This window comes from Streptacidiphilus sp. PAMC 29251 (assembly GCF_054208735.2).
Window position 1 is genome coordinate 706,668 of sequence record NZ_CM135725.2, and the last position, 24,958, is coordinate 731,625.

Consider the following 24,958-nt stretch of genomic DNA (forward strand, 5'->3'; position numbering starts at 1 on the left):
GTGCTGGTTTCGTCACCGACCGTGGTCGGGCGCGCAAATGAACTGAGCAACCTTCACGACGCTCTGGCTGAAGCGCGAGGCGGGCGTGGCGGGACGGTGTTCATGGTCTCCGAGCCGGGCCTCGGCAAGTCCCGGCTCGTGCGCGAGTGCATCACCAGCGCCACCGACAGCGGAATGGCCGTGCTCCGGGGCAGGGCCACCCAGGCGGGCGCGACGGTGCCGTTCCGTCCGCTCACCGAAGCACTGTTCTCGTTGACACGCTCGGGAGGCGTGCCGAACGACCCGGACCTGGCGCCGTACCGGCCGGCCCTGGGACGACTGATCCCTGAATGGCGCGAGGGAGCCGAGCACGCCTACGACCACGACGACTCACCGGTCGTGCTTGCAGAATCGGTTCTGCGGCTGCTGGGCACCGTCGGCCGAGGCCGCGGGGCCCTGATCTGCCTCAGCGATCTGCACGACTGCGACGCCGAGACGATGGGAATCGTCGAATACCTGGTCGACAATCTGTCCGGCCAGCCCGTCCTGCTGCTGGCCACCATCCGCTCCGCTCCCTCCTCCGCGCTGGCCCTGGCCCAGTCGAGCGCGCGCGACCGCGCTGCGGTGCTGATGGAACTCGGACCGCTCGACGACGAGCAGGTCGGCGAGCTCGCCGCCACCTGCCTGGCCGTCGACCCGCGGGAACTGCCGGAGGACGTCCTGCGCTGGCTCGTCCGGAGCGCCGACGGCAATCCCTTCGTCGTGGAGGAACTGCTGCGCGGCGGCATCGACGCCGGAGCCCTGGCCCGCACCGAGGGCGGCTGGCAGCTGGTCGAGGGCGTGCCCCGCGACCTGCCGTCCAGCGTCGCATCCAGCGTGATCGACCGTGCCCGCCGGCTCGGACCCCAGTGGCTCCGCGCACTCGAGGCGGCCTCGGTCATCGGGCGGCGGTTCCCGCTGCAGGTGCTCCAGCGGGTGGCCGGCCTGTCGGACGACGAGCTCCACACCCTGGTCCGGGTCGGCTCCGAGGCGCAGCTGCTCGAACCCTCCCGCAACACCCCCGACTGGTGCGCCTTCCGCAACGTGTGGACCGCCGAGGCCCTCGCCAGTCGTGTGCTGCCCGCCCAGCGAAGATCGATTGCCGCCGACGCGGCCACGGCTGTGGAGTCCCTCTACCCGGACATGCCGGGTGAGCTGTGCCAACTGGCCGCCACCCTGCGACTCACGGCCGACGACGGACCGGCGGCGGGACTGCTCTACGCCATGGCCGGACGCAGAGCCCTGGCCGACGGCGCGGCGGCCTCGGCCGGACGCCTGCTGGAACGGGCGATCGAGCTGATCCCGGCGCACTCCCACCCGGGCCGACGCGTCGAGGTGCTGGAGGCGCTGCTCTACGCGCTGAGCGAGGCCGGCGACGTCGAACAGGCGCTGCGGCGGGGCGCCGACCTCTACGGCTCGGCACTGCTCGGCCCGGAACAGCAGGCGGAGCTGCTGACCCGACTGGCGTGGGTCTGCGTGGTGGGCGGCCACTGGGCGAAGGCCGCGGAACAGGTCGCCCTCGCCCGCAGGCTCCTGGACGCATCCCCCTCGCCGTCCCAGCTGGCCCCGCTGGACGTGGTCGAGGCCCACCTGCTGACGCTGGGCGACGGTCAGGGCGACGACCGGGCGGCCGAGGCCGAGGCACTGGCGCTGCGCGCGGTGTGGACCGCCGAGGAGATCCCTCTGCCGACCACCGCCTGCCAGGGCCTCCAGGTCCTGGCGCTGCTCGCCCGGAGGCGCAGCTTCGACGACGCGGACGTCCACCTGCGGCACATGCTCGCGACAGCGCACACCCACGGCCTGCCGATCTGGCGACTGCGGGCCCAGATGCGGCTGGCGACGAACGAACTGATGCGGACCGGCGACGCCGAACAGATTCTGATAGCCCGTCAGGCCGCGCTCGATCTCGGCGCGATCACCGCCGGATCGCAGGCGGACGCCACCGTGGCCATGCAACTGGTGCTCTACTGCGAGTTCGAGCAGGCCGAGAGTCTCGCCGACCGCCTGCTCGAGTCGACGACGCGGATGCACCAGGAGAGCGAGTCCCAGTTCTGTCTGGTGATCAAGATCGCGGCGCAGGCACACCAGGGACGCCGGGAGGGGATGCGGCAGACGCTGGCCGAGTTCCAGCGGCTCGGCGGAGAGCAGTCCTTCCACGCGCCGGTCGTCTTCGGCCACCGCGCCGTCTGTGCGCTGCTGGGTGAGGACCGGCCGGGAGCGGAGGCGGAGATGGCGCGGGTGCGCGAATGGGAGCGCACCCACCCGACGATCTACTACCAGTCAGGCCGCTACGGCCTCGGCCTGCTGCTGGAAGTCCTCGGCCACCGCGCCGGACGGGCGGAGCTCGCCGAAACCCGTGCCACCGAAGCGGCCCACCTGCGCTGGAACCTCCAGTTCGTGCTGGCGGCGGAGGCGGTGCTCCTCGGCCAGGAAGGCGACCCGACGGCGGCCGCGACCAGGACGGCCGAGGCGCTGACCGTGGCGAACCCCTTTCCGATGGCGCGCCACCTCATCCTGCGGCTGGTCGCCGAGGCGGCGCTCGCCGACGGCTGGGGCCAGCCGGTCGACTGGCTGCGTGCCGCCGAGGAGTACTTCCACGGCGCCGAGGCCGCCGGCATCGCCGGCGCCTGCCGGGCCCTGCTGCGCAAGACCGGCGCCCGGGTGATGCAGCGCCGAACCGGGAACAGCGCCGTGCCCGCGCAGTTCGCCAGCCGGGGCGTCACCGCCCGCGAGTTCGAGGTGCTGATGCTGCTCGGCGAACGCCGGGCCAACCCGGAGATCGCGAAGCTGCTTTTCATCTCCCCCCGGACCGTGGAGAAACACGTTTCCAGCCTGCTGGAAAAGCTCGACCGGGCCGACCGCAAGGAACTGGCCGACCTGGTCATCGACGGCTAGGCGGCCGGCGGGCATGCGGTCCCTGCGCGCCGCCCCGTCTCGGCGGCTCCGGGCCGCGCGGCTACGAGCCCTGCGTGGAGGGCCCGAAGCGGGACATGAGACGGATCAGGGCGGTGGACTGGGCCGCGAGCTGGGCCCTGACGGTCGGCAGGCTGGACGCGATTCGGGCCAGGCCCGCGCGCTGGTAGTCCGAGACGACCTGGGTCTCGACGTCGAGCAGACCGACCTTCAGTTTGCAGCCGAGGTCGCCGGCGGCGGTCCGGAGTTCCAGCGGGCTCGGCTTGTCGGAGGCCCAGCGCTCGTCGCCGCCGGCGGCGAACGGGGTGCTGTAGTGGTAGCCGTGGGTCAGCATGCAGGCCGACCACTTCTTGAAGGAGGCCAGCACACGAGGGTCGGACTGGGCGCTCTGGAAGGAGTCCGACTGGACGTCCCCGACCAGCGTCCCCGGGCCGCTGCCGCCGGTGGCCTGGGTCGCATCGCTGACGCCCGCCTGGTCCAGCAGCTCCGACGCCTCGGTCTGGCACCCGCCGGCCGGGACCGCGCGATGGTCGTAGGTCTTGACTGCGCCGATCAGCACGTCGCCCCCGACGGGCGGCAGTTTGGTGGGCGCGGCCATGCCCACGGTCCAGTCTGGCAGGTGGTACCCGTAGGACTTGACGGCCACCGGGTCGGATATCCCGTACCAGCGCGAGTCGAGCTCTTCGGAGATGTCGATGTTCTGGGTGATCAGTCGATCCGAGAGCGTCGGCAGGTAGTCGATGCCGTATCCGCGCATGCACGTCTGGGTCAGCCGCTGGTTGAGGTACTGCAGGTCGCCGAGCTGAGTGGGTGTCAGCTCGTAGGAGGCGACGGGCAGCGGAACGGTGAGGACACGGCTGGCCACCTCGGCGGGGAGGGGCGGCAGCGGCAGGGCGACGGCCGTCGGCACCGCGCCGGAGCCGGAGCCGGAGCCGGAGCCGGAGCCGGAGCCGGAGCCGGAGCCGGAGCCGGCCGAGCATCCGGCGACCAGCGCGATCCCCATCGCTCCCGCCCCTGCCATCGCTGTCCACCTCTTGTTTCGGTTCACGACGCCTGCCTCCTTCTCCTGCGCTGCACTTCATTCGGTCGGGCGGCCCGACGGAGCCCCGGCCGCTGCCTGCGGCCCAGGGCTCCGTCGGGGTACTCACGGGCGCGGCGACCGGGTCAGGACGTGCAACCGAGGAGCCTGATCGACGCCTCGTTGTTGATCAGCGCGGTGTTGAGGTTGCCTCCCTTGGAAGGCGACACGTAGTCCCAGTTGCCCTGGTAGTTCGGAGACACGTACACGTAGGCGCTGCAGACGGAGGAACCGTTCGACAGCGAGTCGGCGTCGTTGCGCACCGGCTGGCCCAGACCCGTGCTGGAGCCTCCGGGCGCGACGATGTTGAAGTTGCCCGAGATGGTGCTCGTCGAGAAGGCCTTCGACCCCCAGCCCGCCCCGCCCGTGCCGTTGCCCTCCAGGTACCACAGGCAGTACAGGTCGCCGCTGCCGTGCAGGCAGTACGTGGAGGTCCAGGAGCTGATGTTGGTGCCCGAGGAGGCGTTGGCCGGCCCTGCGGCCAGCAGGGCTCCGCTGCCCGCCAACGCCACGCTGGCGGCAACGGCCGCGGCACGCCCGAGGATTCGCTTCATTGGTGTCCCTTTCGTCATGCGGTCGGCCCGCCGCCTGTGTTGCAGCGGCAGGTGGCACACAGGCTGCCCGGGACACCTGGCGACCAGCTAGCGATGACCTAGCGGTGCTGCTCGCAGCTGCGACGGGCGCCCGTGCAACCGCAGTGCGGTCCGCGCGACCCGTGCCGCCACCCGTAGCCTGAGTTCCCGCCGGGAGGATCGGCACGGACGGACAGTCATGAGCTGTTGGGGGGCAAGGATGGTGTGGATCGGTGTGCTGGGTCCGCTGGAGGTGCGGCATGGAGGGCAGCTCCTGCCGATGCAGGAGGGCAGACAGCGAAGCGTGCTGGCCGCCTTGGCCCTGAGCGGCGACCGTGCGGTATCGCTGGACGAACTCGCCGACACCGTCTGGGACGGAGAGCCTCCCGCCGCCGCGGAGGCCACCCTGCGCAACTACGTCAGCCGCCTGCGCCGCGCGCTGGGTCCCTCCGGGGCCGACCAGTTGGTGACCCGGCGCTCCGGCTACCTCCTGCAGCTCGCCGAGGAGGAACTCGATCTGACCCACCTGGAGGCCCTGCACCGGGCAGGCACCGCGGCGTTCCGGTCCCGGGACTGGCCGACCGCCGGCCGCACGCTGGCCGACGCCCTCTCCCTGTGGCGCGGCCTCCCGCTGACCGACGTCCCGTCCCGGACGCTGCAGCACGAGCACCGGCAGCGACTGGCCCAGGTCCGACTCCAGATCGTCGAACAGCGAATCGAGGCCGATCTGCACCTGGGCCGTCATGACCAGCTCGCGCCGGAACTGCGCGACCTCGTCCGGCGGCATCCGCTGCACGAGCGCTTCCACACCCAGCTCATGGTGGTGCTGGCCCACTGTGGGCGCCAGGCCGAGGCGCTGGCGGTCTTCCAGGGCGCCAGACGGCTGCTGGTCGCGGAACTCGGAATGGAGCCCGGATCCGAACTGCAGACCGTGCACCAGCGGATCCTGAGCGGCGACTCCGCTCTCCTGGCCCACCCGGCGGCGGCCACCGCCGGACCGCCGGCGACGCCGCCGCCTGCCCAACTCCCTTCGGACCAGGTTGACTTCATCGGCCGCGATGATCTGATCAGCTACCTGTCCGCCGCGCTGCGCGGGAGCGCGTCCGGGGTGTTCGCGTCGGTGTCGGGGACCGGCGGAACGGGCAAGACCGCGCTGGCCGTGCACCTGGCGCAGCAGCTGCGGGAGCACTTCCCGGACGGTCAGATCCACGTCGACCTGGGCGGCTCCGGGCTCCGCCCACAAGATCCGGGCCAGCTCCTGGGGCGGCTCCTGCGGGACCTGGGCCTCTCCCCCGAGGCGGTGCCCGCGGACCCGCAGGAGCGCGCCGCCAGGTACCGCAGCCTGCTGGCGGGCCGCCGGGTCCTGGTGCTGCTCGACGACGCGCGCGACGACGCGCAGATCCGTCCGCTGCTGCCAGGCAGCGGATCCAGCCGGGCGCTGGTGACCAGCCGCGCCCGCTTGTCCACGCTGTACGGCGCCCACCAGGTCGAGCTCGGCCCCTTGGACGAGGCGGAGGCCCGGGCGCTGTTCCGCCGGATCGCCGGATACCAGCGGGTGGACGCCGAACCCGACGCCACCGACATGGTGCTGAGCGCGTGCGAGGGCCTGCCACTGGCCGTTCGCATCGCCGCCGAGCGGCTCACCGCCCGCCCCGACTGGCGCGTCCAGGTGCTGGCCGACCGGCTGGCCGACGAGGGGCACAGGCTGGACGAGCTGGCCGTGGGCAGCCTGGCGATGCGCAGCGGCTTCGACGCCGACTACGCCCGGCTGCTCGCCGACGCGAAGGAAGCCGGGACATCAGAGAGCGCCGGGAGTTCCGGTGACGCGGTCCACCCGGCACGATTCCTCCGGCTGCTGGGCTCCACGGTAGGGCCGCACATCGGCCTGCCGGCTGTCGCGGCCCTGCTGGCTGTGCCGGTCGAGCAGACGGGACCCGCACTGGAGGCGCTGGTCGACGCGAACCTGCTGCACAGCTCCGGCCCGGGGCGCTATCGCCTGACCGGGCTGACCCGTGCCTACGCAGTGGCCCGTGCGGAGGCCGAGGAGACCGTGGAGGCCCGCGGGGCCGCTGCGCGCAGGCTGCTGGCCTGGTACCTGCGCACTGCCACCGCAGCCTCCCGACACCTGACCACCGACCGCGGGGGCGGGCCGGCCGACCTGCCTGACGTCCCCGGACCGGTCCTGGCCTTCGCCGACGGAGTCGAGGCGTGGGCCTGGCTCGACACCGAGGCGCCCAATCTGGTCGACGCGGTGCACCAGGCCGCCCGCCTCACCTACGACGACATCGCCTGGCGGCTGCCGCTCGTCCTGCATGAGTTCCTCATGCTCCGGGGGACGCCCGGTGAGGGAGCCGAACTGTATGAGGTCGCTTTCGCGAGCGCCCGGCGCGCGGACGAACCGCAGGCCGAGGCCCATGTCCTCACCCGGCTGGCGGACGCCTGCCGGCGGGCCGGCCGCCACCACGAGTCCCTGCACGTCGCTCGGCAGGCACTGGGGATGTGGCAGGCCCTCGGCGACCGGTGGATGCGGGCGGACACCCTGCTCGTCTCCGGGGCCGCGCACCACCGGCTGGGGCATCACGCCGAGGCCGTCCGCGACTTCACCGAGGCGGCCGCCCTCTCCCGGACCCTCGGATATCCGCGCGGGGAGCGAGCCGCGCTCTCCGGGCTCGACGCGCTGGCGCGGATCTCCCCGCAGGCGGGCCCCGGGCCGGGTCCGGGGCTCTGACCCCGCCCCCGTGGGCGCCGACGCCCGCGGGGGGCGCACGGAGGCCGTATTGAGAGATCACTTCGAGGTCGCTCAGAGGTGCACCCGTGTTGCTCCCGGCGCCGCAGCGCCCCTCCGCCAAGCCGCCCTCGCCTCGTCCATGCGACCCTGGCTCGCGTGGACGGCACCGATGGCTTCGAGGCAGAGGCCTGCGAGGCGGTGCTCGCCGCAGTCGGTGGCCAGCTCCAGGGCCTGCTGGTACAGAGCCAGTGAACTCCGCATGTCCTGGTACGCGCACTGGATATGACCGAGCGTCAGCAGCAGGGCGGCCGTTCGGGTGCCGTCTCCCAGCGACTGCGCCAGCACCAGCGCCGACTCGGCCTGCGACTCCGCTTCGCGGTAGCGGCCGAGGGACAGCAGCACGGCAGCACGGTCGCCGAGCCCACCCGAGCCGACCGTGGGCGACAGCCAAGCGAAGCAGTGGTGGCCCTGCAGGTCGGCGTGGCGCAAGGCGGCGATCAGGTTGGCTCGCTCCGCCCGCTGCCAGCGAAGGGCCTGATCAGGCCCGTCAAAGACCAGGCGCGGCCACGCAGGCGTCCCCGCGCGGTCGGACTCATGGCGGGCACGGTGTCCCGCATCGCCACGGCCGGCGTCGGAACACGGCCCGGCCAACAGCTGTGCGGCGGCCTCGGCGGTCCGGTGGTACCAGCTGAGCAAGCGGTGCAGGGCCTCGGCACGTACGGCGGGCTGGTCCGCTGCCAGGCTCGTCTCGACGGCGAACAGCCGCCGCAGGCCGTCGACCCTGTAGCGTCCGGGATCCACGGACCGAAGCAGATGGCTGTCCACCAGTGCCTCCAGGGCCTGTTCGCAGGTCGGCCCGTCCAGGTCGGCCAGCGCGGCGACGGCAGGAAGGCTGAGATCGGGCCCCCGCCACATCCCGGCCAGCCGGAAGACCAGTGCAGCGGCGCGCCCTGCCGGCCCCGCTGCCAGCCGGCGGTAGGCCACCAGCAAGGTGTTCCCGACCGTCGCCCCTCCGACGGCCAGCTCGGACAGCCGCCGTTCAGTCCCACCCAGGAGTTCGGCGAAGTCGGCGATCTGCCAGGAAGGTCGGCCAGCCAGGCGCATACCCGCGCTGCGCAGGGCCAGCGGCAGGCCGTCGCAGAGTTCCAGCACCCGCCTCACGGCAGTGGGTTCGGCATCCACGCGCCGCGCGCCGACGATCCCGGTCAGCAGCCGGACCGCCTCCTCCTCCGGCAGTCCTTCGAGCGGCATCCGGTGCACGTCGCCAAGGCCGGCCATCCGGTTGCGGCTGACGACCAGGACCGCTCCTCCCGCGTCGGGCAGCAGGGGCAGCACCTGTTCGGCATCGGCGGCGTCGTCCAGGATCAGCAGGAAGCAGCGTCCCGCGATCAGGGAACGGTAATGTGCCGTGCGGGCGTCGGCCCGGGTCGGAATCGATTCCGGGGGCGCGCCGAGGTCGCGCAGCAGCCGGGCCAGCGCCTGCACGGCGTAGACCGGCTCCGCACCGGAGCCGTGGAGGTCCACGTGCAGTAGGCCGTCCGGAAACCGGTCGACCAGCCGTCGGGCCAGATGGCGGGCCAGCGTGGTCTTGCCGGTACCACCCAAACCGGTCAGGACAACCACCGGGGGCGGCTCGCCGGGCCCGGCCGGACTGCCCAGCAACTTCCCCAGCAGTGCGGCCTCTTCAGGCCGCCCGAGGTGGTCGTCGACCGGGTCGGCCTCCTCGGACGTGCTCAGCACGCCCGAAGGCGGAGTGCGCACGGGGAGGCGTCCGGGAGTCGGACCGACGGCGAGATTCGGGTCCCGCCGCAGGATCCGCTGGTGCAGTTCCTGGAGCTGGGCGCCCGGCCCGGTGCCCAGTTCCGCACGCAGCGTGTCGCGGATGCACCGGTAGGCACCCAACGCGTCGGCATGACGCCCGGAGGCGTACAGGGCCAGCATCAGCTGTCCGTGGAAGGCCTCCAGGACGGGATGCTCCACCGTCAGCGCCTGCAGCTCGGCAAGCACGCTTTCGTGCAGGCCCAGGTGCAGCTCCGCTTCGATCCGCCACCGCAGCGCCTGAAGGCGCAGCTCACGCAGGCGCCGGCACTCGGACTCCGCAAGCACCGGCTGGGCGATGTCGACGAGCGGATCGCCGCGCCACAACCTCAGGGCCGCAGTCAGTTCCCTTCGGGCAGCGACCCACTGACGCTCCCCACGGGCCGCGAGCCCGGCGCGGTGGTGGTCGTGGAAGCGGCTCAGGTCCAGCTCGTGGTCGCGCACCTCGATCAGGTACCCGGACGGCATCGTGTGGATGCGCCGGGCCCCGACCGGGCCGAGAAGATGGCGCAGCCGCCCGACATGGTTGTAGAGGTAGGCCGGTGCGGCGGCCGGCTGCTCGCGGGGCCACATCGCCTCGATCAGCCGGTGGGCCGGGACCAGTGTGTTGGAGCGTGCCATGAGCACCGCGAGGGCCGTCCGGGGCAGGGCCGGCGTGACCGGCAACCGCACCCCGTCGTCGCCGTCGACCGTCAGCGGGCCGAGTATTCCGAACAGCACCACTACCCCCCACCCCGTGCCGCTTGCCGCGCCGGGAGGTCGTGGGCTCCCTGGCGCGAGGACGTGTGGCTCAGAGCGTGCGGCGACGGCCGACGGCACCGCCACCGGCCCGAGCGGACTGCCGAGATCGCGGGACGGCACGGGCCCCGAGCTGCTGGGACATCACCCAGAAGGACAGCGGGACGGGACGGGGCGACGGAACCGACGTGTCCCGTCGTACCGTAGCGCGGGGTGAGGTCGGTGCAGGTCGGAGTGGTGCTGTCCCGGGACGTCGGCAATTGTCGGAACGCCCTGGTTGTGCGTTGGGGTGCCAGCCAGGCTCGCAGCGTCACCACAACCCACCGCCCGGAAGGACAGCCATGCCTGTGTTGCGAGAAACCCGTCTGCGGCTCGCGCGTCGAGCCCTGCTCCCGGCGGCACTGGGGGCGCTGCTGGTCGGCGGCTTCGCCGCGTCGGCCTCCGCCTCCCCTGCACCGATCGACCTGAACTCCGCCTCCTGTCCCGCGAACATGGTCCAGGGCGAGGACGACGGCTGCGTCACCCAGCTCCAGACGCTGCTCGACACCCACGGCTTCAGCCTGTCCGTGGACGGCGACTTCGGTGCCGGCACGGTGGCCGCCGTGCGGACCTTCCAGTCCGAGACCGGCATAGCCGTGGACGGTCAGGTGGGCCCGCAGACCAAGGGGCAGCTGTACGTCAGCTCGACCTCGGTCCCCGACCCGGTCAACCTGTTGTCCGCGCAGTGCCCGACCAGCATCACCCAGGGCGAGGACGACGGCTGCGTCACCGAGCTCCAGGAGCTCCTCGACGCGCAGGGCGCCCGGGTGTCCGTCGACGGCGACTTCGGCAGCAGCACTCTCGCCGCCGTAAAGTCCTTCCAGACCGCGCACGGGCTGGGCGTGGACGGGCAGGCCGGTCCGCAGACCAAGTCCGCGCTCTACGGCACTGCGGGCACCCCCTCGCCGGCCATCAACCTGCTGTCCTCGCAGTGCCCGACCAACATCACCCAGGGCGAGCAGGACGGCTGCGTCACCACCCTGCAGAGCCTGCTGGACGCCCACGGCGCCGCCGTCACCGTGGACGGGACCTTCGGTGCCAACACCCTGGCCGCCGTGCGGACCTTCCAGAGCGCCCAGGGCCTGGGCGTGGACGGGCAGGTCGGCCCGCTGACCAAGGCCGCCCTGTACCGGGCCGTCAGCACCGCCCCTGGGGCTCCGTCCCCCATCCCACTGGACTCCTCCTCCTGCCCGACCAGCCTCACCGAGGGCGAGCACGACGGCTGCGTCACCACCCTGCAGAGCTTCCTCAACTCCTGGGGCGCCCACCTCTCGGTGGACGGCGACTTCGGCGCGCACACCTTCACCGCGGTCGAGTCCTTCCAGGCCGCCCACGGCCTGGGCGTCGACGGGCAGGTCGGCCCGCAGACCAAGGCCGTGATCGCGGGCGGCGGGGCCTACCCGTGCCCCAGCAGCGGATGCCCCGGCCAGGGCACCGCGATCCAGCCGTACGTGGTCATCGACGCCAAGAAGATGGTGGCGGCGGGCAACATGCCGTACGCCTACGCCGGCGGCCACGGCCGGACCCCCGGCCCGTCCCTGGGCCAGTGCGTCCCTCCGGACGCCGGCTATGTCAACGGCGTCTGCGAGGGGAGCCACACCGTCGGACTGGACTGCTCGGGGTTCGCCCGCCTGATGTACTCCCAAGCCGCCGGCTACGACGTGCTGGGCTCGGGCAACACCGACAGCCAGCTCGCCCGCGGCACCCTGGTGGCGGTCAGCAAGGCGGTCCCCGGCGACCTTGTCTTCTTCGGGAAGAGCACCACCGACACCGACCACGTGGGCATCTACGCGGGTGTGGTGAACGGCGTTCCTGAGATGTACAACGCCTTCGAGACCGGGACCTACGTCAGGGAGGAGCCGATCAGCGACGCCAACGACTCCTCGCACCCGCTGCTGGGCTACTACCACTACAGCGCCACGGTGGCTGTTCCGGCCTGACCCCACCCCGCACAATCCCTCCCGGCGCCCACCCGCGCAGCGACTCCAGGGGCTCGATCCTGGCGACGCACAGCGCCGGGTGGGCGCCGGTCCCGCGCGGAGGAACGGAGGCAGGACCGAACGCGGGAACCTCCGAGCTGAAACATGCGTCTCCTCAATCGTCCGAGCCGCTAGCATCGCGGCGGGGCGGGCGGAGCCGAGGCCTGCTCCGCAGGCCCCACCGGACCGACGCAGGGGGATCAGCACATGGCTCGCTGGAACGCACTGCCCCAAGACCTTGACCCAGCAGTCGTCCAACTGACCGCCGAATTAAGGCGGCTGAAGGACCAAAGCGGTCTGAGCCTGACCCGCCTCGCCGCGAGGACCGGCTACAGCGCCTCGTCCTGGGACCGGTACCTGGGCGCGCGCGCCCTGCCGCCGGCCGGGGCCGTGGAGGCGTTGGCCGGCGCTGTCGCCGCGGACCCGGTGCGGCTGGCGGTGCTGCACGACGCGGCAGCGGAGGCATGGCAGGCGGAGCAGCCGCAACCACTCGGACCGTCGGACGGTACCCCGCCGACCGAGGAGGGACCGGAGGACGCCCCGACCGCCGCGACCACCAGCCGCAGACCCCTGGCCTCACGTCTGCCGGAGCGGCGCACCAGCACCGTCGCGGTGCTGTCCGCCCTGCTGGGCGCAGCGGTCGCGCTGCTGCTGGTGCAGCCCTGGCAGGCGAGCGCCAGGACCGGTGCCCCGTCCGCCGTGCAGGCCGATGCACCCGCCACCGCGGTTTCGTACCGGTGCCGCATCACCCGCAGCGACGGCAAGTGGTACGCGGGCGAGAGCAGCACCTCGACCGACCAGGTCGTGGTCGGTCAGTCCGGACCCGAAGTAGCGGAACTCCAGTGCTTGTTGCAGCGGATCGGGATATCACCGGGCGGTATCGACGGCTCGTTCGGCCCGCTGACCGAGCGCGCCGTGATCCAGGAGCAGGAAGCCCGGCATCTGGACGTCGACGGGCAGGTCGGGCCCGGAACCTGGGGAGCGCTGCGCGGGTGACGCCGACCCCGTCGCCAGGCGGACGTCTGGCGGCCGAGCTGCGGGCCCTGCGAGCCCGGTCCGGTCTGAGCCTGGCCGCTCTCGCGGTCAAGTCCGCCTACAGCAAGTCCTCCTGGGAGCGGTACCTCAACGGCAGGACGCTCCCGCCCTGGCCAGCCGTCCGCACCCTGTGCGCCTTGGCGGACGGATCGGAACCCAAGGTGCGGGCCCTGTGGGAGCTGGCGGAGACCGCGTGGAGCGGCCGGGCCGTCGTCGCGTCCTCCTCGACCCCGACGCCGACCGAAGCGGCTGCCCCCGTCCCCGCGGCGGCAGTTGCGGAGTCCGCCGCACCCCAGCAAAGCCGGGCCGTCACCCGGCCGAGGAGCCGCACCCGCTCCGGCGCGGCGGTCCTGGCCGGAATGGCGCTGTGCGGTTCCGCCCTCACCGCCGGTGCCGGCTACGCCTGGCAGGGCGGCGGCGCGGGACGGCGCGCCAGCTCGGTCCCGTTCAGTGCCTCCGCCTCCCGCTCCGGGTTCCAGGTCCGCTGCCGCAGCCGCAGCTGTGAGGGCGCTGATCCGATCGCCATGCTCTGCGGCGCGATCCCACAGACTCTGGCCGAGTTCAAGACCGCCGAGGGAGCCGGACTGCAGATCCGCTACAACCCGCAGTGCCAGGCCGCCTGGGCCCGGGCCTGGAACACCCGGGCCGGGGACCAGGTCTCGATGACCACGCCGGGGCAGCCCACCCGCACCGTCCTGGTCGCGAGCCAGGACGCCGCCGAGACCTTCCGCTACACACCCATGGTCGCCGCGACCGCCGACGGCACCGTCCTGCAGGCCTGCCTGACCCCGGTGGACCACGGCCGCCGGCAGTGCTTCACCGTGCGCACACGCTGAGGGCTCACCGTTCAGCCGGATCAGACGCTGTCCGCGCCTCGGCCGCGGCTGAGCTCCTCGGTGATGTCGGGGTCGTCCGGGGACAGTGCGGCCGCGGCCTCCAGGTCGGCCAGCGACTCGGCCGGGCGGCCCGCGTCCCGGTGCACCAGGGCCCGGTTGTAGAGCAGGGCCGGGTCGTCGGGCTGCAGGTCGACCGCGCGGTCGAGGTCCTCGGCCGCGGTGGCCAGGTCACCGGTGGAGTAGGCCAGCACGGCCCGGCCGACCAGCGCCGAGACCAGGTCCGGCTCCGCCTTCAGGGCACGGTCGTACGAGGCCCGGGCGGCGGCGAAGTCGTCGCCCTCGGCGAAGACCTGGCCGAGCACCGCGTGCAGATAGGGGTTCTCCGGCTCGAACTCCAGTCCGCGCAGGGCGTCGTCGCGGGCGGCCTCGTTGTCGCCCTGCTCCAGGTACAGCCCGGCCCGGTTGACATAGGCGTCGACGAAGTCCGGCTGCAGTTCCAGCACATAGCTGAAGTCGGCCAGGGCGCCGGCCGCGTCGCCCTCGCCGAAGCGCAGGTCGCCCCGGTTGTAGTAGATCTCCGGGAACGGCGGGGAGAGCCGCATCGCGGTGGCGTAGTCCGCGTGGGCCTCCGGCTCCCGGCCCAGCTGCCGCAGGATGTTGCCGCGCTCCAGGTAGTGCTCGGGGTGGTTGGGGTCCTGCGCGATCACCACGGCGTAGTCGGCCATGGCGTCCTCCAGCCGGCCCAGGGCCAGGTAGACCCGGGCCCGGTTGTTCTTCAGCACCGAGCGGTGCAGCACATGGTTGTCCGGCGGCAGCAGCCGGTCCAGCATCTCGATGCACTCGTCGACCAGTCGCAGCGCCTCGGCCGGCTCGCCCAGGTTGGCCTCGACCAGCGCCAGGCCGTTGCGGAAGAACGCGCTCTGGAAGGCCCGCTCCAGCGGGTCCTCGATCATCGAGGCGCTGGCGATGGCGGAGTTCAGCCAGGCCTTCGCCTTGCGCTGGTCGCGCTGCTCGGGGTCCTTGTGCCGGGTGTAGAGCATGGCGGTGGAGTAGGCGCAGCTCATGTGCACATTCGGGCTGATCGAGTCGAACCGGGACTGGTCGTCCATCAGCTCGGCCTCCTCGGTGCGACCGAGGATCGACAGGGCCAGGGTGGTGCCCTTGACGAAGGCCCACCAGCGCTGGTGCTCGGTCCTCGGGTCGACCAGCCCGAGCCCTCGGCGGCCGTACTCGACACAGGCCTCGTAGAAGCCCATGCAGAGGCAGTGGTCCGTGGCGTTGAGGAGGGCCCGCACCCCCGCTTCGCCCGGGTCGCTGCCGTGCACCCGGTGGTGGGCGAGCGCGCCGATCCGCAGCGACTGCTGGTCCAGGGCCTCGATCTCGTCGCCCCGGCGGTCGTGCAGCCGGGCCCGCGCCTCGGCGGACAGGCCCTGGTAGGCGGCCAGCTGCGCAGGCTCGTCGCTGGTGCAGTCCGCGTCGACATAACGCGCGGCGTCCGCCTCGGAATCGGCGTCGGCCTCGGGATCGGCGTCCGGCGCGGCCGGGATGCCCGCAGCGACCGGGGTCAGCCGGGCCCGGGTACGCAGCACCGCCAGCAGCGTCTCGTCAGCCGGGTCCTGGTCCGGGGTGCAGACGACGACGCACAGCCGCCCGGGGTCGACCCGGCGCAGCAGCGAGGCCAGGAACTCCAGGTCGGTGCGGTCGGCCTGGTCGACGTTCTCCACCACCAGCACGCGAGGTCCGGCGTCGGCCGGACTGTCCCGGACGAACTCCACCAGCCCGTTGGCGATCCGGGTGGTGCGCAGCCGGGCGTAGAACCTGGTCCGCTCGGTCGGGATCGCCATCGAGGTGAGCGTGTCCCGGGAGTTGGGCACGATGCTGCTCACGTCGGGTGCGGCGGACAGAAGTTCGATGTCGTAGCGGTGCACCAGCTCGGGGTCGTGCCGCAGCGTCGGCGGCAGCAGGCGGGTGACCAGCTGCCCGGCCGCGCTGTAGGGGCCGCGCACCCGGCGGTGCGCGTCCACGCACAGCACGGCCTCGCTGCCCGGTTCGCCGGCGCCCAGCTCGCGCAGGATGCGGGCGCGGTCGCGGCGCAGACCGCCGCGCAGCCAGTGGTGGGTGTGCAGGAACTCGTTCATGTGAGCCTCCTTGCTGGTGGTGGACAGGCCGGGCTGCTATTCGACGATCGCGCCGATCGCCGGGACGCCGCGGCGCTGCCAGCCGCGGACCGCGAGGACGCCGGCCAGGACCAGTTCGCCGAAGTTCAGCACCAGGAAGACGCCGACGTCGGCCATGTTCAGCGGAGTGAGGTTGTTGACCAGCTTGTGCCAGGCCAGCTCGGTGATCCGGACCGCGGTGGGGATCACCACGATCACCAGCAGCACGGTCATCAGGGTGTATCCGGCGACCATCAGCCAGACGTACCAGCGCGCAACGTCGCGGTCCCGCTGGGTCCAGGACTCCGGGTCGACCAGCTTCTCCCGGCGGCCGAGCAGGCTCCAGAAGCGGTTCTGCAGCGTCTGCCGGGCGACGGTCTGCAGGTCGTTGCAGCCCAGCACGGTGGTGGCCAGGAAGTAGAGGTCGGTCCGCAGGAAGAAGTAGAACTGCCAGGCGAAGCGGAGCAGCGCGCCGAAGGCCATGGCCAGGAAGAACTTGCCGAAGAACCCGGTCACCCCGTGCTGGCCGACCATCGGGATCGCGGCGAGGGTGAGCGCGGAGACCACCAGCACGTCGACCAGCATCCCGGCCAGCATCGGCAGATAGCGCTTGCGCCGGGGGACGGCGACCAGGCCGTCCAGCGTGGTGACGAACACCAGGTAGTAGAAGCGCCGGCCGATCCGCAGCCTCGAGTTGAGGCCCAGCCTCCGCCCGGCCACCGCGTGGGCGCCCTCGTGCAGCAGGATCCACGGGGCCTGGCCGAGCACATTGCCCGCGGTGAGGGCGACCAGCGACGAGGTGGTGAAGAAGACGTTCTGGTAGCGGGGTGTCACATGGTTGTCGAGGATCATGGCCAGGACGCCGGCCACGACCACCGCGGCGTAGCAGACCCAGGCCGGCGGCGAGAACAGCGCCTGGCCGAGCCGCTGCCAGCGGACCGCCTTCACCTCGGCGACCTGCTCGCCCTCGGGCACGAGCATCTCGTACTCGTCGAGCACCTCGAGGAACTCCAGGATGTCGACGGTCTCGCCGTACTCCTCGCCGAACCAGCGGGCTGCCTCGTTCGGCGAGTCGCCGGCCTCCAGCCTGCGCAGGCAGGGCCGCCGCGTCCACCGGGAAGAGTCCGTAGGAGTCGATGTCGGGCCGCCCCACGGTGACCTCCTCGCCCTCCTCCAGATAGGTGAGCGGGTACAGCCTCAGGGATTTGTCGAGATCCAGTGTCGCCAGGTCCATGCCCCCACCTCACCGTCCGTCGGTAGACTTCAAGCGGGCCCGGGCCGCTATGCGTGCGGCCCGGACCCTTTTCGCTTTTCGCTGACGCCGTCGGCCGTGGGGGAAGTCAGAACTCATTCCGGCACGGCCTGGTGACGATGGGTCAGGCGAGGACGGTGCCACCGCAGTAGCAGGTGGTGGCAGCGGAGGTCAGGCGGACGGTTCCGGCCTTGCGTACGGTGAACTTCTTCATGCTGTACTCCTTGTCGCTCGTGTGACACATGGCCCGGACGCGGTCGCGTCCGGGTCTCCCGATTTTTCGGGAGGTCAATGGGGAGCTCGTGGCTCGGTGCAGATGACGTAAAGGAGATGGGGCGAGTCAGCGAAGGCGTGTTCGCGTTCGTTAACTTCGGCAAGAGAGTTCCATGCCGTCTGACAACTCGTCAACATGTCCGGGTCAACTACGTCCGAAAAGCTCTGGACCGGCAGAACGCCCCCGATGTCGCACCGAAACGAGCGGCTATGTCCATGCCTGCACCGCTCCTGACTGTCCGTCATCATGATTGGCAGGAGCATGCCATTAGAAATGGCGGCACCGAATGGGGCGGACAATCGGTCCCAGGAAATGGCGGAATCCGCCGTTCGGTTCGCCTGCATTCTCATGCGAGCCGAAATACGCGGCAATTCTGTGGAAATACTCGTTCATCTTCGCGGAGCCGGACGCACGGTCGGCACCGGTCCCGTCCCCGCGGGCCACCGCGTCCGGCCCCACCGGCACCGGCACCACCGCGGGCCGGCCTCGGAGGCGGCACGGTCCGACGGCCCGGAGAACCCGTCCGCAGCCGCGCCGGCGCATAGCGCGGCCCCGCCGCCGCACATTGATGGGTGCACGATCCAGCTTCGCCCGCCGGCCTCGTCCGACATGTCGGGCCCGGAGCATTCTTCGGCATCAGCCACCACTCCGGGGGGTGGCGGAACGGCGCAGCCCGGTCCGGGCGGCGCGGGGTCGCAACAGAGGGTTCCCGGGCCGGCCCCGCGGAGGGGCGCCCGTACCGGCCCCGGGCGGCTGCCGGTACGACGGTTTCGAGCCACCAGGACCAGTACGGGCCGATCTACTCCCCGCCGTCCGGAGGCAGGTCGAAACGTCCGCCCACAGCCTCGGAGCCGGCCGCGGTGGGGAACACCTTTCCGCTGCCGTCGGCCTCGGCGGCGTGGGCGAGGTAGGCCAGCCCCCGCACCAGCATCCGGCGCGGAACCGGGTTCAGCGCGTCCGCCCAGGCCGGTTCCCGGGTCTCGCCGCGCAGGCGGGCATAGCAGGCCAGGGCGTAGCCGAGGTCGAGCTGGGACAGGTAGCCGTGCCGCATGTAGCGCAGGGGCGCCGGGCCGCCGGCGGCGGGGCCCCGGTGGTGCGAGGTCACTGCGGCGTTGGCGGTGAAGACGCCCATCCCCAGATAGACCGCGGCCAGGTCGGTGAGCTGCTCGTGGTCCTCGCGCTCCTCGCGGTCCTCGCGATCGGGGGCGGCGAGACGCCCTTCGCCGATCAGCCGGACGTGGCCCAGCTCATGGGCGATGGTCGCTGCGAGCACGGCGGGAGCGACGGCGTCCATGCGGTCCAGCGAGACGACCGAGAACTCCCAGACCTTCAGGTACCGGCCGATGGTGATGCGCCAGTCCTGACGCCTGCTCAACTCCTCGCTCCCCGGTCCGTCGAAGAGGTTCAGCCAGATGAACAGCGGATCCACCCGCATCACCGAGCAGACCCGCGACAGCAGCGCCCTGATCTCGCGTCGCGTGCCGGTGAACGGGACCGGGAAGAAGTCAGGGGTCGGCAGCGCCACCGGGCGCCGCACTGCGGCCAGGCCGAACTCCTTGACCAGCCACAGCATCGACGACTCGATCCAGAGCTGGCGCTCGCGGGACACCGGGCAGGTTGGCGGCGCGGGGGTGACCACGCGCCGACGAGCGGGCACCGAGGCGGTGCGGGGCCTGCGCCGCTCGGGGTCGTGCAGGGCCGCGTACCCGAGGTACGCGCCGAGCGGAACCATCACGCCCAGGAACGCCAGCACATAGGTCACCGACGGTCCCCCATGGTCTCCCCGCCCCGCTCACCCGTCACCACGAGGACGAGTCTGGCCCCGGCACCCGCGGGACGGAGCCGGAACCCGACATCCTCCTCGGCTGCCCGGTCCGGGACTCAGCCGAGGTAGCCCTCGACCTCGCTGACCGGACGGACGTCCGCGACGGGATCGGTGCCGAACTCGGTGGCGGCGCGGCGCCGGCGCAGCAGGTCCCAGTACTGGTCCAGCTGCTGCTCCAGGGCGTTCAGCCGGGACCGGTTCCCGTCTCCCTGCCCGGTCGGGGCGGAACGCAGCTGGTGTTCCTCGTCCACCAGCGCGCGGATGTGCTGCAGAACGTCCTCGTCATTCATGGCGACCTCCCGGTGGTGCGGATCCGGCGCTGGGGCGGGCTGCGCGGAGCTGGTCTCAGCTCTGGCGGGCCTTGTAGCGGGGGTTCTTCTTGTTGATCACGAAAGTGCGCCCACGACGGCGGACCACCTGGGATCCGGCCTTGTCCTTCAGGGAACGCAGTGATGCGCGTGCCTTCATCGACTCTTCCTTTCCTTGAGCTGTCCATCCCAACACCGCCGGAGGCTCGGTTCTTCCTTTGACGTGATGGACACGCGGCTGCTCGAACGCAACGGGTAGCCTGGCCGGGTGGGCTTGGCGCAGGTCGAACGGGGACACCATGAGTGCTGACGGTCTTGACGACGTTCTCGCCGAAGGGCTGGACATCGTCTTCATCGGCATCAACCCCCCGCCGGTGTCCGTGGCCGCCGGGCACAGTTTCGCCACCCCGGGCAACAGGTTCTGGCCGGCGCTGCACGCCGCCGGATTCACCCCGACCGTTCTGCGTCCGCAGCAAGAACGCGACCTGCTGCGGCTGGGCCTCGGCATCACCAGCATCGTCCGCCGCGCCACCTCCCGGGCCGACCAGCTCAGCACAGCCGAACTGCAGTCCGGCGGAAGCGATCTGACGCAGCGGCTGCAGGCCGTCCGGCCACGCTGGGCGGCGTTCCTGGGCGTGAGCGGATACCGTCCCGCTTTCGACGCTCCGGCCGCCCGGGTCGGCCTGCAGTCCAGCATGATCGGCACGACCCGGGTGTGGGTACTTCCCAACCCGAGCGGCCGCAACGCCCACTTCCCGCCCGCCGCCCTCGCGGCGGAGTTCGCCCGGCTGCGCCGTGCAGCGGGGCTGCCCGACCGAAGACCGGCCCACGAACAGCCCGGCAGTCCCCCGGCAGTCCCCCGGTAGTTCTCACCTCTCACAAAGGCCACCGCGCATGAGCGCTCCTTCCCTGCACTTCAACGCCTTCATCTGGCCGGCCGGCTACCACGAGTCCGCCTGGCGCGTCGTGGACGACGACATACGCGACGTCCTGGGACTGCCCTACTACGCCGACATCGCGCGCACCGCCGAGCGCGGGCTGATGGACGCGGTCTTCCTCGCCGACAACCTCGCCATCGCCGAATACCGCACCACTCACCTGCCGCAGACCCAGTTCGACCCCATCGCCGTCCTGTCGGCCCTGGCCGCCGTCACCACCCGGATCGGACTGGTCGGCACCGGTTCCACCACCTACAGCAAGCCCTGGGAACTGGCCCGCCGCTTCGCCACCCTCGACCACCTCAGCGCCGGGCGGGCCGGCTGGAACATCGTCACCACCGTCACCCCGCTGGCCGCCGCCGCCTTCGGCGAGGCCGCCCACCCCGATCACGCCGACCGCTACGCCCGCGCGGGGGAATTCGTCGACGCGGCGATCCGGGTCTGGGACAGCTGGGGCGACGACGCGCTCGTCGGCGACCGGGAACACGGCGTCTGGGCCGACCGCGGCAAGCTGCGCACGCCCGGCTTCCACGGGAAGTACTACGACGTCGAAGGGATCCAGCCGTTCCCCCGCTCGCCCCAGGGCCGCCCGGTCCTGGTCCAGGCCGGACAGTCGCCGGCCGGCATCGCCCTGGCCGCCCGCTACGCCGAGATGGTCTTCTCCGGGCCCTCCAGTGTTCAGGCCGCCGCCGCCTTCCGCGCCAATCTGCACACCCAGGTCGCGGCCGCCGGCCGCGACCCGCAGCACGTCGCCGTGCTACCCGCGCTGATGGTGACCCTGGGCGGCACCGAAGCCGAAGCCCGCGACCGGGCGCAGCGCCTCGAAGAACTCGCCAGCCCCGACTTCCGGTGGCAGAACGCCCTCTACACCGCTGGGCTGGACCCCGACGCCTTCGACCCCGACGCTCCGCTGCCCCCGGACACCTGGGCCGGACAGGCGGCGCCGTCCAGCCGCGCGGAGCAGTTGTACGCGGCCTCGCGTGCCCGGCCGGACGCGCCGCTGCGCGAGGTCGCCCAGACCGTCACCGGTGGCGCCGGGCAGGTGCACTTCACCGGCACACCGGAGCAGCTCGCCGCGTTCATCGCCGAGTGGCAGGACGCGGGCGCGGCAGACGGGTTCACCATCATGGGATCGACGCTGCCCTATGAGCTGACGGCGTTCGTCGACCACGTCGTGCCGCTGCTGCAGCGCCAGGGCCGCTACCGCACCGAGTACACCGGCAGCACCCTGCGCGACCACCTCGGCCTGCACCGGCCGGCCGCGGGCTGAGCAGGCGCGGGGAGCGGGGCTCGGGGCTCGGGGCTCGGGGCTCGGGGCTCGGGGCTCTGCGTCAGACGGCCGGGTCGTGCATGATCTCCCGGACCTCCTGCGCGCAGCGGCACGCGGCGGCGAACTTGGCGGCCCACTCCAGCGCGTCCTGACGCGAGGGCACATCGATGATCGAGAACCCGCCGAGGACCGCCTTGGTCTCCGGGTACGGGCCGTCGGCGACGGTCCCGTCGGTGGCCACGACGCTCGCCCGCTGCGTCTGCAGCCCACCGCCGAAGACCCACACGCCCGCGTCCCGGGCCTCCCGCAGCACCGCGTGCGCGGCCTGGTCCACCTCGGGCAACTCCTCCTCGGGGAAGGTCATCGCGCCGTCGTCGAACGAGATCAGGTACCGCGTCATCCTTGGCTCCCTCGGCCGTTGGCCTCCATCGGTCCCTCTCACCCTACGACGGGACCTCCTGCGGGCCGAGGATCCGGTCGGCCACGTCCTGGATTTCCCGGCGCAGCCGCGCAGTCGTCCACCCCTGGCTGGTGATCACGTGTTCCAGCAGGTCTATCCGGGTGTACGAGAGCAGCGCGTGCGCCGTCCACGCTGCGCGGTCCGCGCCGACCATGCCGCTGAGCAGGTCGGCGAACAGGGCGTGCGCCAGCTGGTAGTTCGGGGATTCCAGCACCGACGTCCGCTCGGACGTCTGCTCCAGGGCCCGGGTGATCCTGCGGTTGTCCAGCTTGAACTCGACCATGGCGTCCAGCAGCGCCAGCACGCGTTCGCGTGGCGGTGTCCCGGGGCCGAGCGGTGGCGGGCCGTCGACGATCGCGGCCATCAGGCCGGCGATCTGCGCGTCGAAGACGGCACGCAGCAGCCCGGTCCGGTCGCCGAAGCGACGGAACAGGGTGCCCTTGCCGACGCCAGCCGCCGCCGCGACATCGTCCATGGTGACCACCAGCGGGTCGTCGGCCGTCTCGAACAGCGTCCTCGCGGCGGCCAGGATGACCTGGCGGTTGCGGGCGGCGTCGGCGCGTTCCTTCACGGTCACGTCGTGGCGAACTCGGCGAGCGCGAAGTCACGGAACGAGCGGGGCGGGGTTCCGGTCACGCGCTCCACTGTATCCGTCGTGCGGTCCTCCATGCCGGACGCGACGACCCAGTCCATCCCGACCAGGAACCGCGCGGAGTACTCCGGCACGCCCAGTGCCTGGTAGTAGGCCGGCTGGTCCGCCGGATCCAGCCGGGTGTGCGTGATCGGGCGGCCGCTGGTCTCCTCCAGGATCGCGGCCACCTGGTCGTAGCTCAACGATTCGGGGCCGGTCAGGACCAGGTCGGTGTTGAGCGGCGCCGATGCCAGCAGCGCCTCGACGGCGACCCGGGCGATGTCGCCCGCGTCGACGAACGCCGCCCGACCGTCACCCGCCGACGTGGCGATGGCCGACGTGGCCCGGAGGCAGGCGGCGTGCGCGTGGCCGCCGGTCACGTTCTGCATGAACCAGCCGGGCCGCAGGACGGCCCATTCGTCGAACGTGTCCGCGATGGCCTGGTGCACGATGCCCGTCATCCCGTCACCGGCGGACACCAGGGAGTTGCTCAGCAGCACCGCCCTGCGCACGCCCGCGGCCCTGGCCAGGTCGAGGAACGGCAGCATCACGGCCTGCGGGTCCGGGTCACGGAGCGGTGGCACCAGATACATCCGGTCGACCCCGGCCAGTGCGCCCGCGTGCGTACCGGAGTCGTACCAGTCGAACGCGACGGCACTAGAGCGGCTGGCCGCCCGCACCGCGATGCCCCGGGCGGCCAGGCGTGCGGCCACTCGGCTGCCCGTGGTGCCGCTCGCCCCGGTGACCAGGACGGCGCTCATTCCGCGCTCCAGTCGGCGCTGCGCAGCGGGTTCCAGTAGTCCCGGTAGCAGGCCACCAGGCCGTCGCGCACGGTCAGGAAGGACACATACGACTGCTCGAAGGGCGCACCGGTGGCCGCCACCGTGCCGGTCATGGTCATCTCGATGATCGCCAGTTCCGGCTTGACGGTCTCGTGGATCTCCAGGTTGGTCACGCTCTCCAGGCGCACGTGGCCCGACAGCGCCCGCAGGTACGCGCCGACGGCCGGCTTGCCCTCGACCCGCGTGGGGCGGGGCCCCGGGGCGAACGGGAACTCGAAGACGACGTCCTCGGCGCACAGGTCGATCAGTGCGTCGCTGTTGCCGGTCGCGACACCCTCGGCGAGTTTGTTGAAGACTTCCACGGCTGTGGTCATGCGCTCCTCCTCGCATTAAACGGACTGCAGGTCCGATTAGGAACATACGGACCGCTGGTCCGCTTTGTCAATCGACCCTGAGGGGTCTCCCCCTCAGGTACCGGTGGTCGGCACCTCAGGGGGAGGCCGTGGAGTGCCGGAGTTTCTAGGGTCGAGCCATGAGCAGCGCAGAACCCGGTGGTACCGGCCGTCCCAGTGACACGAGCACCGAGCGGAGGCCCGTCCTGATCGGTGACCCGCAGGTGGCCCGGATTCCGGTCCAGGACAACGGTGAGCCGATGGCCGCCCTGGACTGGATGTCCGGCCCGGCGGTCGGCGCGGCCCGGCTGGTGCGGGTCGGGGTGGCCGACCGGCTGGCAGCGGCCCAGACGGTGCTGCCGCGCGGTGTCCGGCTGCATCTGTCCGAGGGGCTGCGCCACGCCGCCGACCAGCAGGCGATCATCGCCTCCTACCGCGCCCTGCTGTGCCGGGAGCGGCCAGGCGTCGACGAGGCCGAACTGCACCGTCTCACCAGCCGGTACGTCGCTCCGCTGGCGGTTGCGCCGCATGTCGCCGGTGCTGCGGTGGACCTGACCCTGGCCGATTCCCACGGACGCCCGCTCCCGATGGGCAGCGCGTTGGACGCGACGCCGGAGGAGAGCGACGGCGCCTGCTTCTTCGCGGCCCCCGGCATCGACCCCGAGGCCCGGCGCAACCGCGACCTGCTGGCGTGGGCGCTGGGCGGGGCCGGCCTGGTGAACTACCCGACCGAGTGGTGGCACTGGAGTTTCGGCGACCGCTACTGGGCCTACCGCAGCGACGCGGCGCACGCCTGCTACGGCCCGGTGCTCACCGGGGCGGCTGCGGCATGAGCAGCGGCGGGATAGGCAGCGGCCTCGCGGACGGCACGACCGGACCCGGGCCGTGGTCCGACACCAGCGGTCCGCGCCTGCGG

General features: G+C 72.1%; 20 protein-coding genes. 8 read left to right on the forward strand and 12 right to left on the reverse strand.

Features of this window, described 5'->3' with window-relative positions:
* Positions 1-21 precede the first annotated feature (21 nt).
* Positions 22-2,913: a helix-turn-helix transcriptional regulator gene (locus ACXKR8_RS03330; RefSeq protein WP_458275285.1), complete on the forward strand. Its 2,892-nt coding sequence runs from the start codon at positions 22-24 to the stop codon at positions 2,911-2,913.
* 61 nt (positions 2,914-2,974) lie between these two features.
* On the opposite strand, the gene ACXKR8_RS03335 is transcribed toward ACXKR8_RS03330, so the two are convergent.
* On the reverse strand, positions 2,975-3,952 hold the full coding sequence (locus tag ACXKR8_RS03335; RefSeq protein WP_458271388.1) for a hypothetical protein: 978 nt from the start codon (positions 3,950-3,952) through the stop codon (positions 2,975-2,977).
* Positions 3,953-4,095: 143 nt separating this feature from the next.
* Positions 4,096-4,563 (reverse strand): hypothetical protein, encoded by a 468-nt coding sequence (locus ACXKR8_RS03340; protein WP_458271389.1) that lies wholly within the window; start codon positions 4,561-4,563, stop codon positions 4,096-4,098.
* 298 nt (positions 4,564-4,861) lie between these two features.
* On the opposite strand from ACXKR8_RS03340, the gene ACXKR8_RS03345 reads away from it, so the two are divergent.
* Positions 4,862-7,309, forward strand: a complete 2,448-nt coding sequence (locus ACXKR8_RS03345) for an AfsR/SARP family transcriptional regulator (RefSeq protein WP_458271390.1) — start codon at positions 4,862-4,864, stop codon at positions 7,307-7,309.
* Between the two features lie 72 nt (positions 7,310-7,381).
* Here ACXKR8_RS03345 and ACXKR8_RS03350 read toward each other — a convergent pair whose 3' ends face one another.
* Positions 7,382-9,847 carry an AfsR/SARP family transcriptional regulator gene (locus tag ACXKR8_RS03350; protein WP_458271391.1) on the reverse strand — a complete coding sequence of 822 codons (2,466 nt, stop codon included), beginning with the start codon at positions 9,845-9,847 and terminating at the stop codon, positions 7,382-7,384.
* A gap of 359 nt (positions 9,848-10,206) precedes the next feature.
* Here ACXKR8_RS03350 and ACXKR8_RS03355 point away from each other — a divergent pair, with 359 nt between their 5' ends.
* From ACXKR8_RS03355 to ACXKR8_RS03365, 3 genes are all read left to right on the forward strand, one after another.
* Entirely contained in the window at positions 10,207-11,844 is a 1,638-nt protein-coding gene (locus ACXKR8_RS03355; RefSeq protein ID WP_458271392.1) for a C40 family peptidase, read from the forward strand.
* 246 nt (positions 11,845-12,090) lie between these two features.
* Positions 12,091-12,879, forward strand: coding sequence for a peptidoglycan-binding protein (locus ACXKR8_RS03360; RefSeq protein WP_458271393.1), 789 nt, complete (start codon positions 12,091-12,093; stop codon positions 12,877-12,879).
* A complete protein-coding gene (locus tag ACXKR8_RS03365) occupies positions 12,876-13,754 on the forward strand; it encodes a helix-turn-helix domain-containing protein (protein WP_458271394.1) in 879 nt (292 codons plus the stop codon). The genes ACXKR8_RS03360 and ACXKR8_RS03365 overlap by 4 nt, the downstream gene beginning before the upstream one ends.
* A 20-nt stretch (positions 13,755-13,774) precedes the next feature.
* On the opposite strand, the gene ACXKR8_RS03370 is transcribed toward ACXKR8_RS03365, so the two are convergent.
* The 5 genes from ACXKR8_RS03370 to ykgO all read right to left on the reverse strand — a co-directional run bounded on the left by ACXKR8_RS03370 (position 13,775) and on the right by ykgO (position 19,729).
* On the reverse strand, positions 13,775-15,892 hold the full coding sequence (locus tag ACXKR8_RS03370) for a tetratricopeptide repeat protein (RefSeq protein WP_458271395.1): 2,118 nt from the start codon (positions 15,890-15,892) through the stop codon (positions 13,775-13,777).
* A gap of 36 nt (positions 15,893-15,928) precedes the next feature.
* Positions 15,929-16,909, reverse strand: a complete 981-nt coding sequence (locus ACXKR8_RS03375; protein ID WP_462100296.1) for a hypothetical protein — start codon at positions 16,907-16,909, stop codon at positions 15,929-15,931.
* A gap of 1,326 nt (positions 16,910-18,235) precedes the next feature.
* Positions 18,236-19,198, reverse strand: coding sequence for a hypothetical protein (locus ACXKR8_RS03380; protein ID WP_458271397.1), 963 nt, complete (start codon positions 19,196-19,198; stop codon positions 18,236-18,238).
* A 119-nt stretch (positions 19,199-19,317) separates the two neighbouring features.
* Positions 19,318-19,551, reverse strand: a complete 234-nt coding sequence (locus ACXKR8_RS03385; RefSeq protein ID WP_458271398.1) for a DUF2630 family protein — start codon at positions 19,549-19,551, stop codon at positions 19,318-19,320.
* 55 nt (positions 19,552-19,606) lie between these two features.
* Positions 19,607-19,729: a type B 50S ribosomal protein L36 gene (ykgO, locus tag ACXKR8_RS03390; RefSeq protein ID WP_458271399.1), complete on the reverse strand. Its 123-nt coding sequence runs from the start codon at positions 19,727-19,729 to the stop codon at positions 19,607-19,609.
* Positions 19,730-19,868: 139 nt separating this feature from the next.
* On the opposite strand from ykgO, the gene ACXKR8_RS03395 reads away from it, so the two are divergent.
* Positions 19,869-20,435, forward strand: coding sequence for a mismatch-specific DNA-glycosylase (locus tag ACXKR8_RS03395; protein WP_458271400.1), 567 nt, complete (start codon positions 19,869-19,871; stop codon positions 20,433-20,435).
* Between the two features lie 28 nt (positions 20,436-20,463).
* Complete coding sequence (locus ACXKR8_RS03400; protein WP_458271401.1) at positions 20,464-21,777, forward strand: NtaA/DmoA family FMN-dependent monooxygenase; 1,314 nt, start codon at positions 20,464-20,466, stop codon at positions 21,775-21,777.
* Positions 21,778-21,838: 61 nt separating this feature from the next.
* On the opposite strand, the gene ACXKR8_RS03405 is transcribed toward ACXKR8_RS03400, so the two are convergent.
* The 4 genes from ACXKR8_RS03405 to ACXKR8_RS03420 are packed head-to-tail and all read right to left on the reverse strand — an operon-like array spanning position 21,839 to position 24,024.
* A complete protein-coding gene (locus ACXKR8_RS03405; RefSeq protein WP_458271402.1) occupies positions 21,839-22,177 on the reverse strand; it encodes a YciI family protein in 339 nt (112 codons plus the stop codon).
* Between the two features lie 43 nt (positions 22,178-22,220).
* Positions 22,221-22,808 carry a TetR/AcrR family transcriptional regulator gene (locus ACXKR8_RS03410; RefSeq protein WP_458271403.1) on the reverse strand — a complete coding sequence of 196 codons (588 nt, stop codon included), beginning with the start codon at positions 22,806-22,808 and terminating at the stop codon, positions 22,221-22,223.
* 2 nt (positions 22,809-22,810) lie between these two features.
* Complete coding sequence (locus ACXKR8_RS03415; protein ID WP_458271404.1) at positions 22,811-23,629, reverse strand: Rossmann-fold NAD(P)-binding domain-containing protein; 819 nt, start codon at positions 23,627-23,629, stop codon at positions 22,811-22,813.
* Positions 23,626-24,024, reverse strand: a complete 399-nt coding sequence (locus ACXKR8_RS03420; protein WP_458271405.1) for a nuclear transport factor 2 family protein — start codon at positions 24,022-24,024, stop codon at positions 23,626-23,628. The genes ACXKR8_RS03415 and ACXKR8_RS03420 overlap by 4 nt, the downstream gene beginning before the upstream one ends.
* Before the next feature lie 158 nt (positions 24,025-24,182).
* Here ACXKR8_RS03420 and ACXKR8_RS03425 point away from each other — a divergent pair, with 158 nt between their 5' ends.
* Positions 24,183-24,875 (forward strand): M15 family metallopeptidase, encoded by a 693-nt coding sequence (locus ACXKR8_RS03425; RefSeq protein WP_458271406.1) that lies wholly within the window; start codon positions 24,183-24,185, stop codon positions 24,873-24,875.
* The last annotated feature ends 83 nt before the right edge of the window (positions 24,876-24,958 follow it).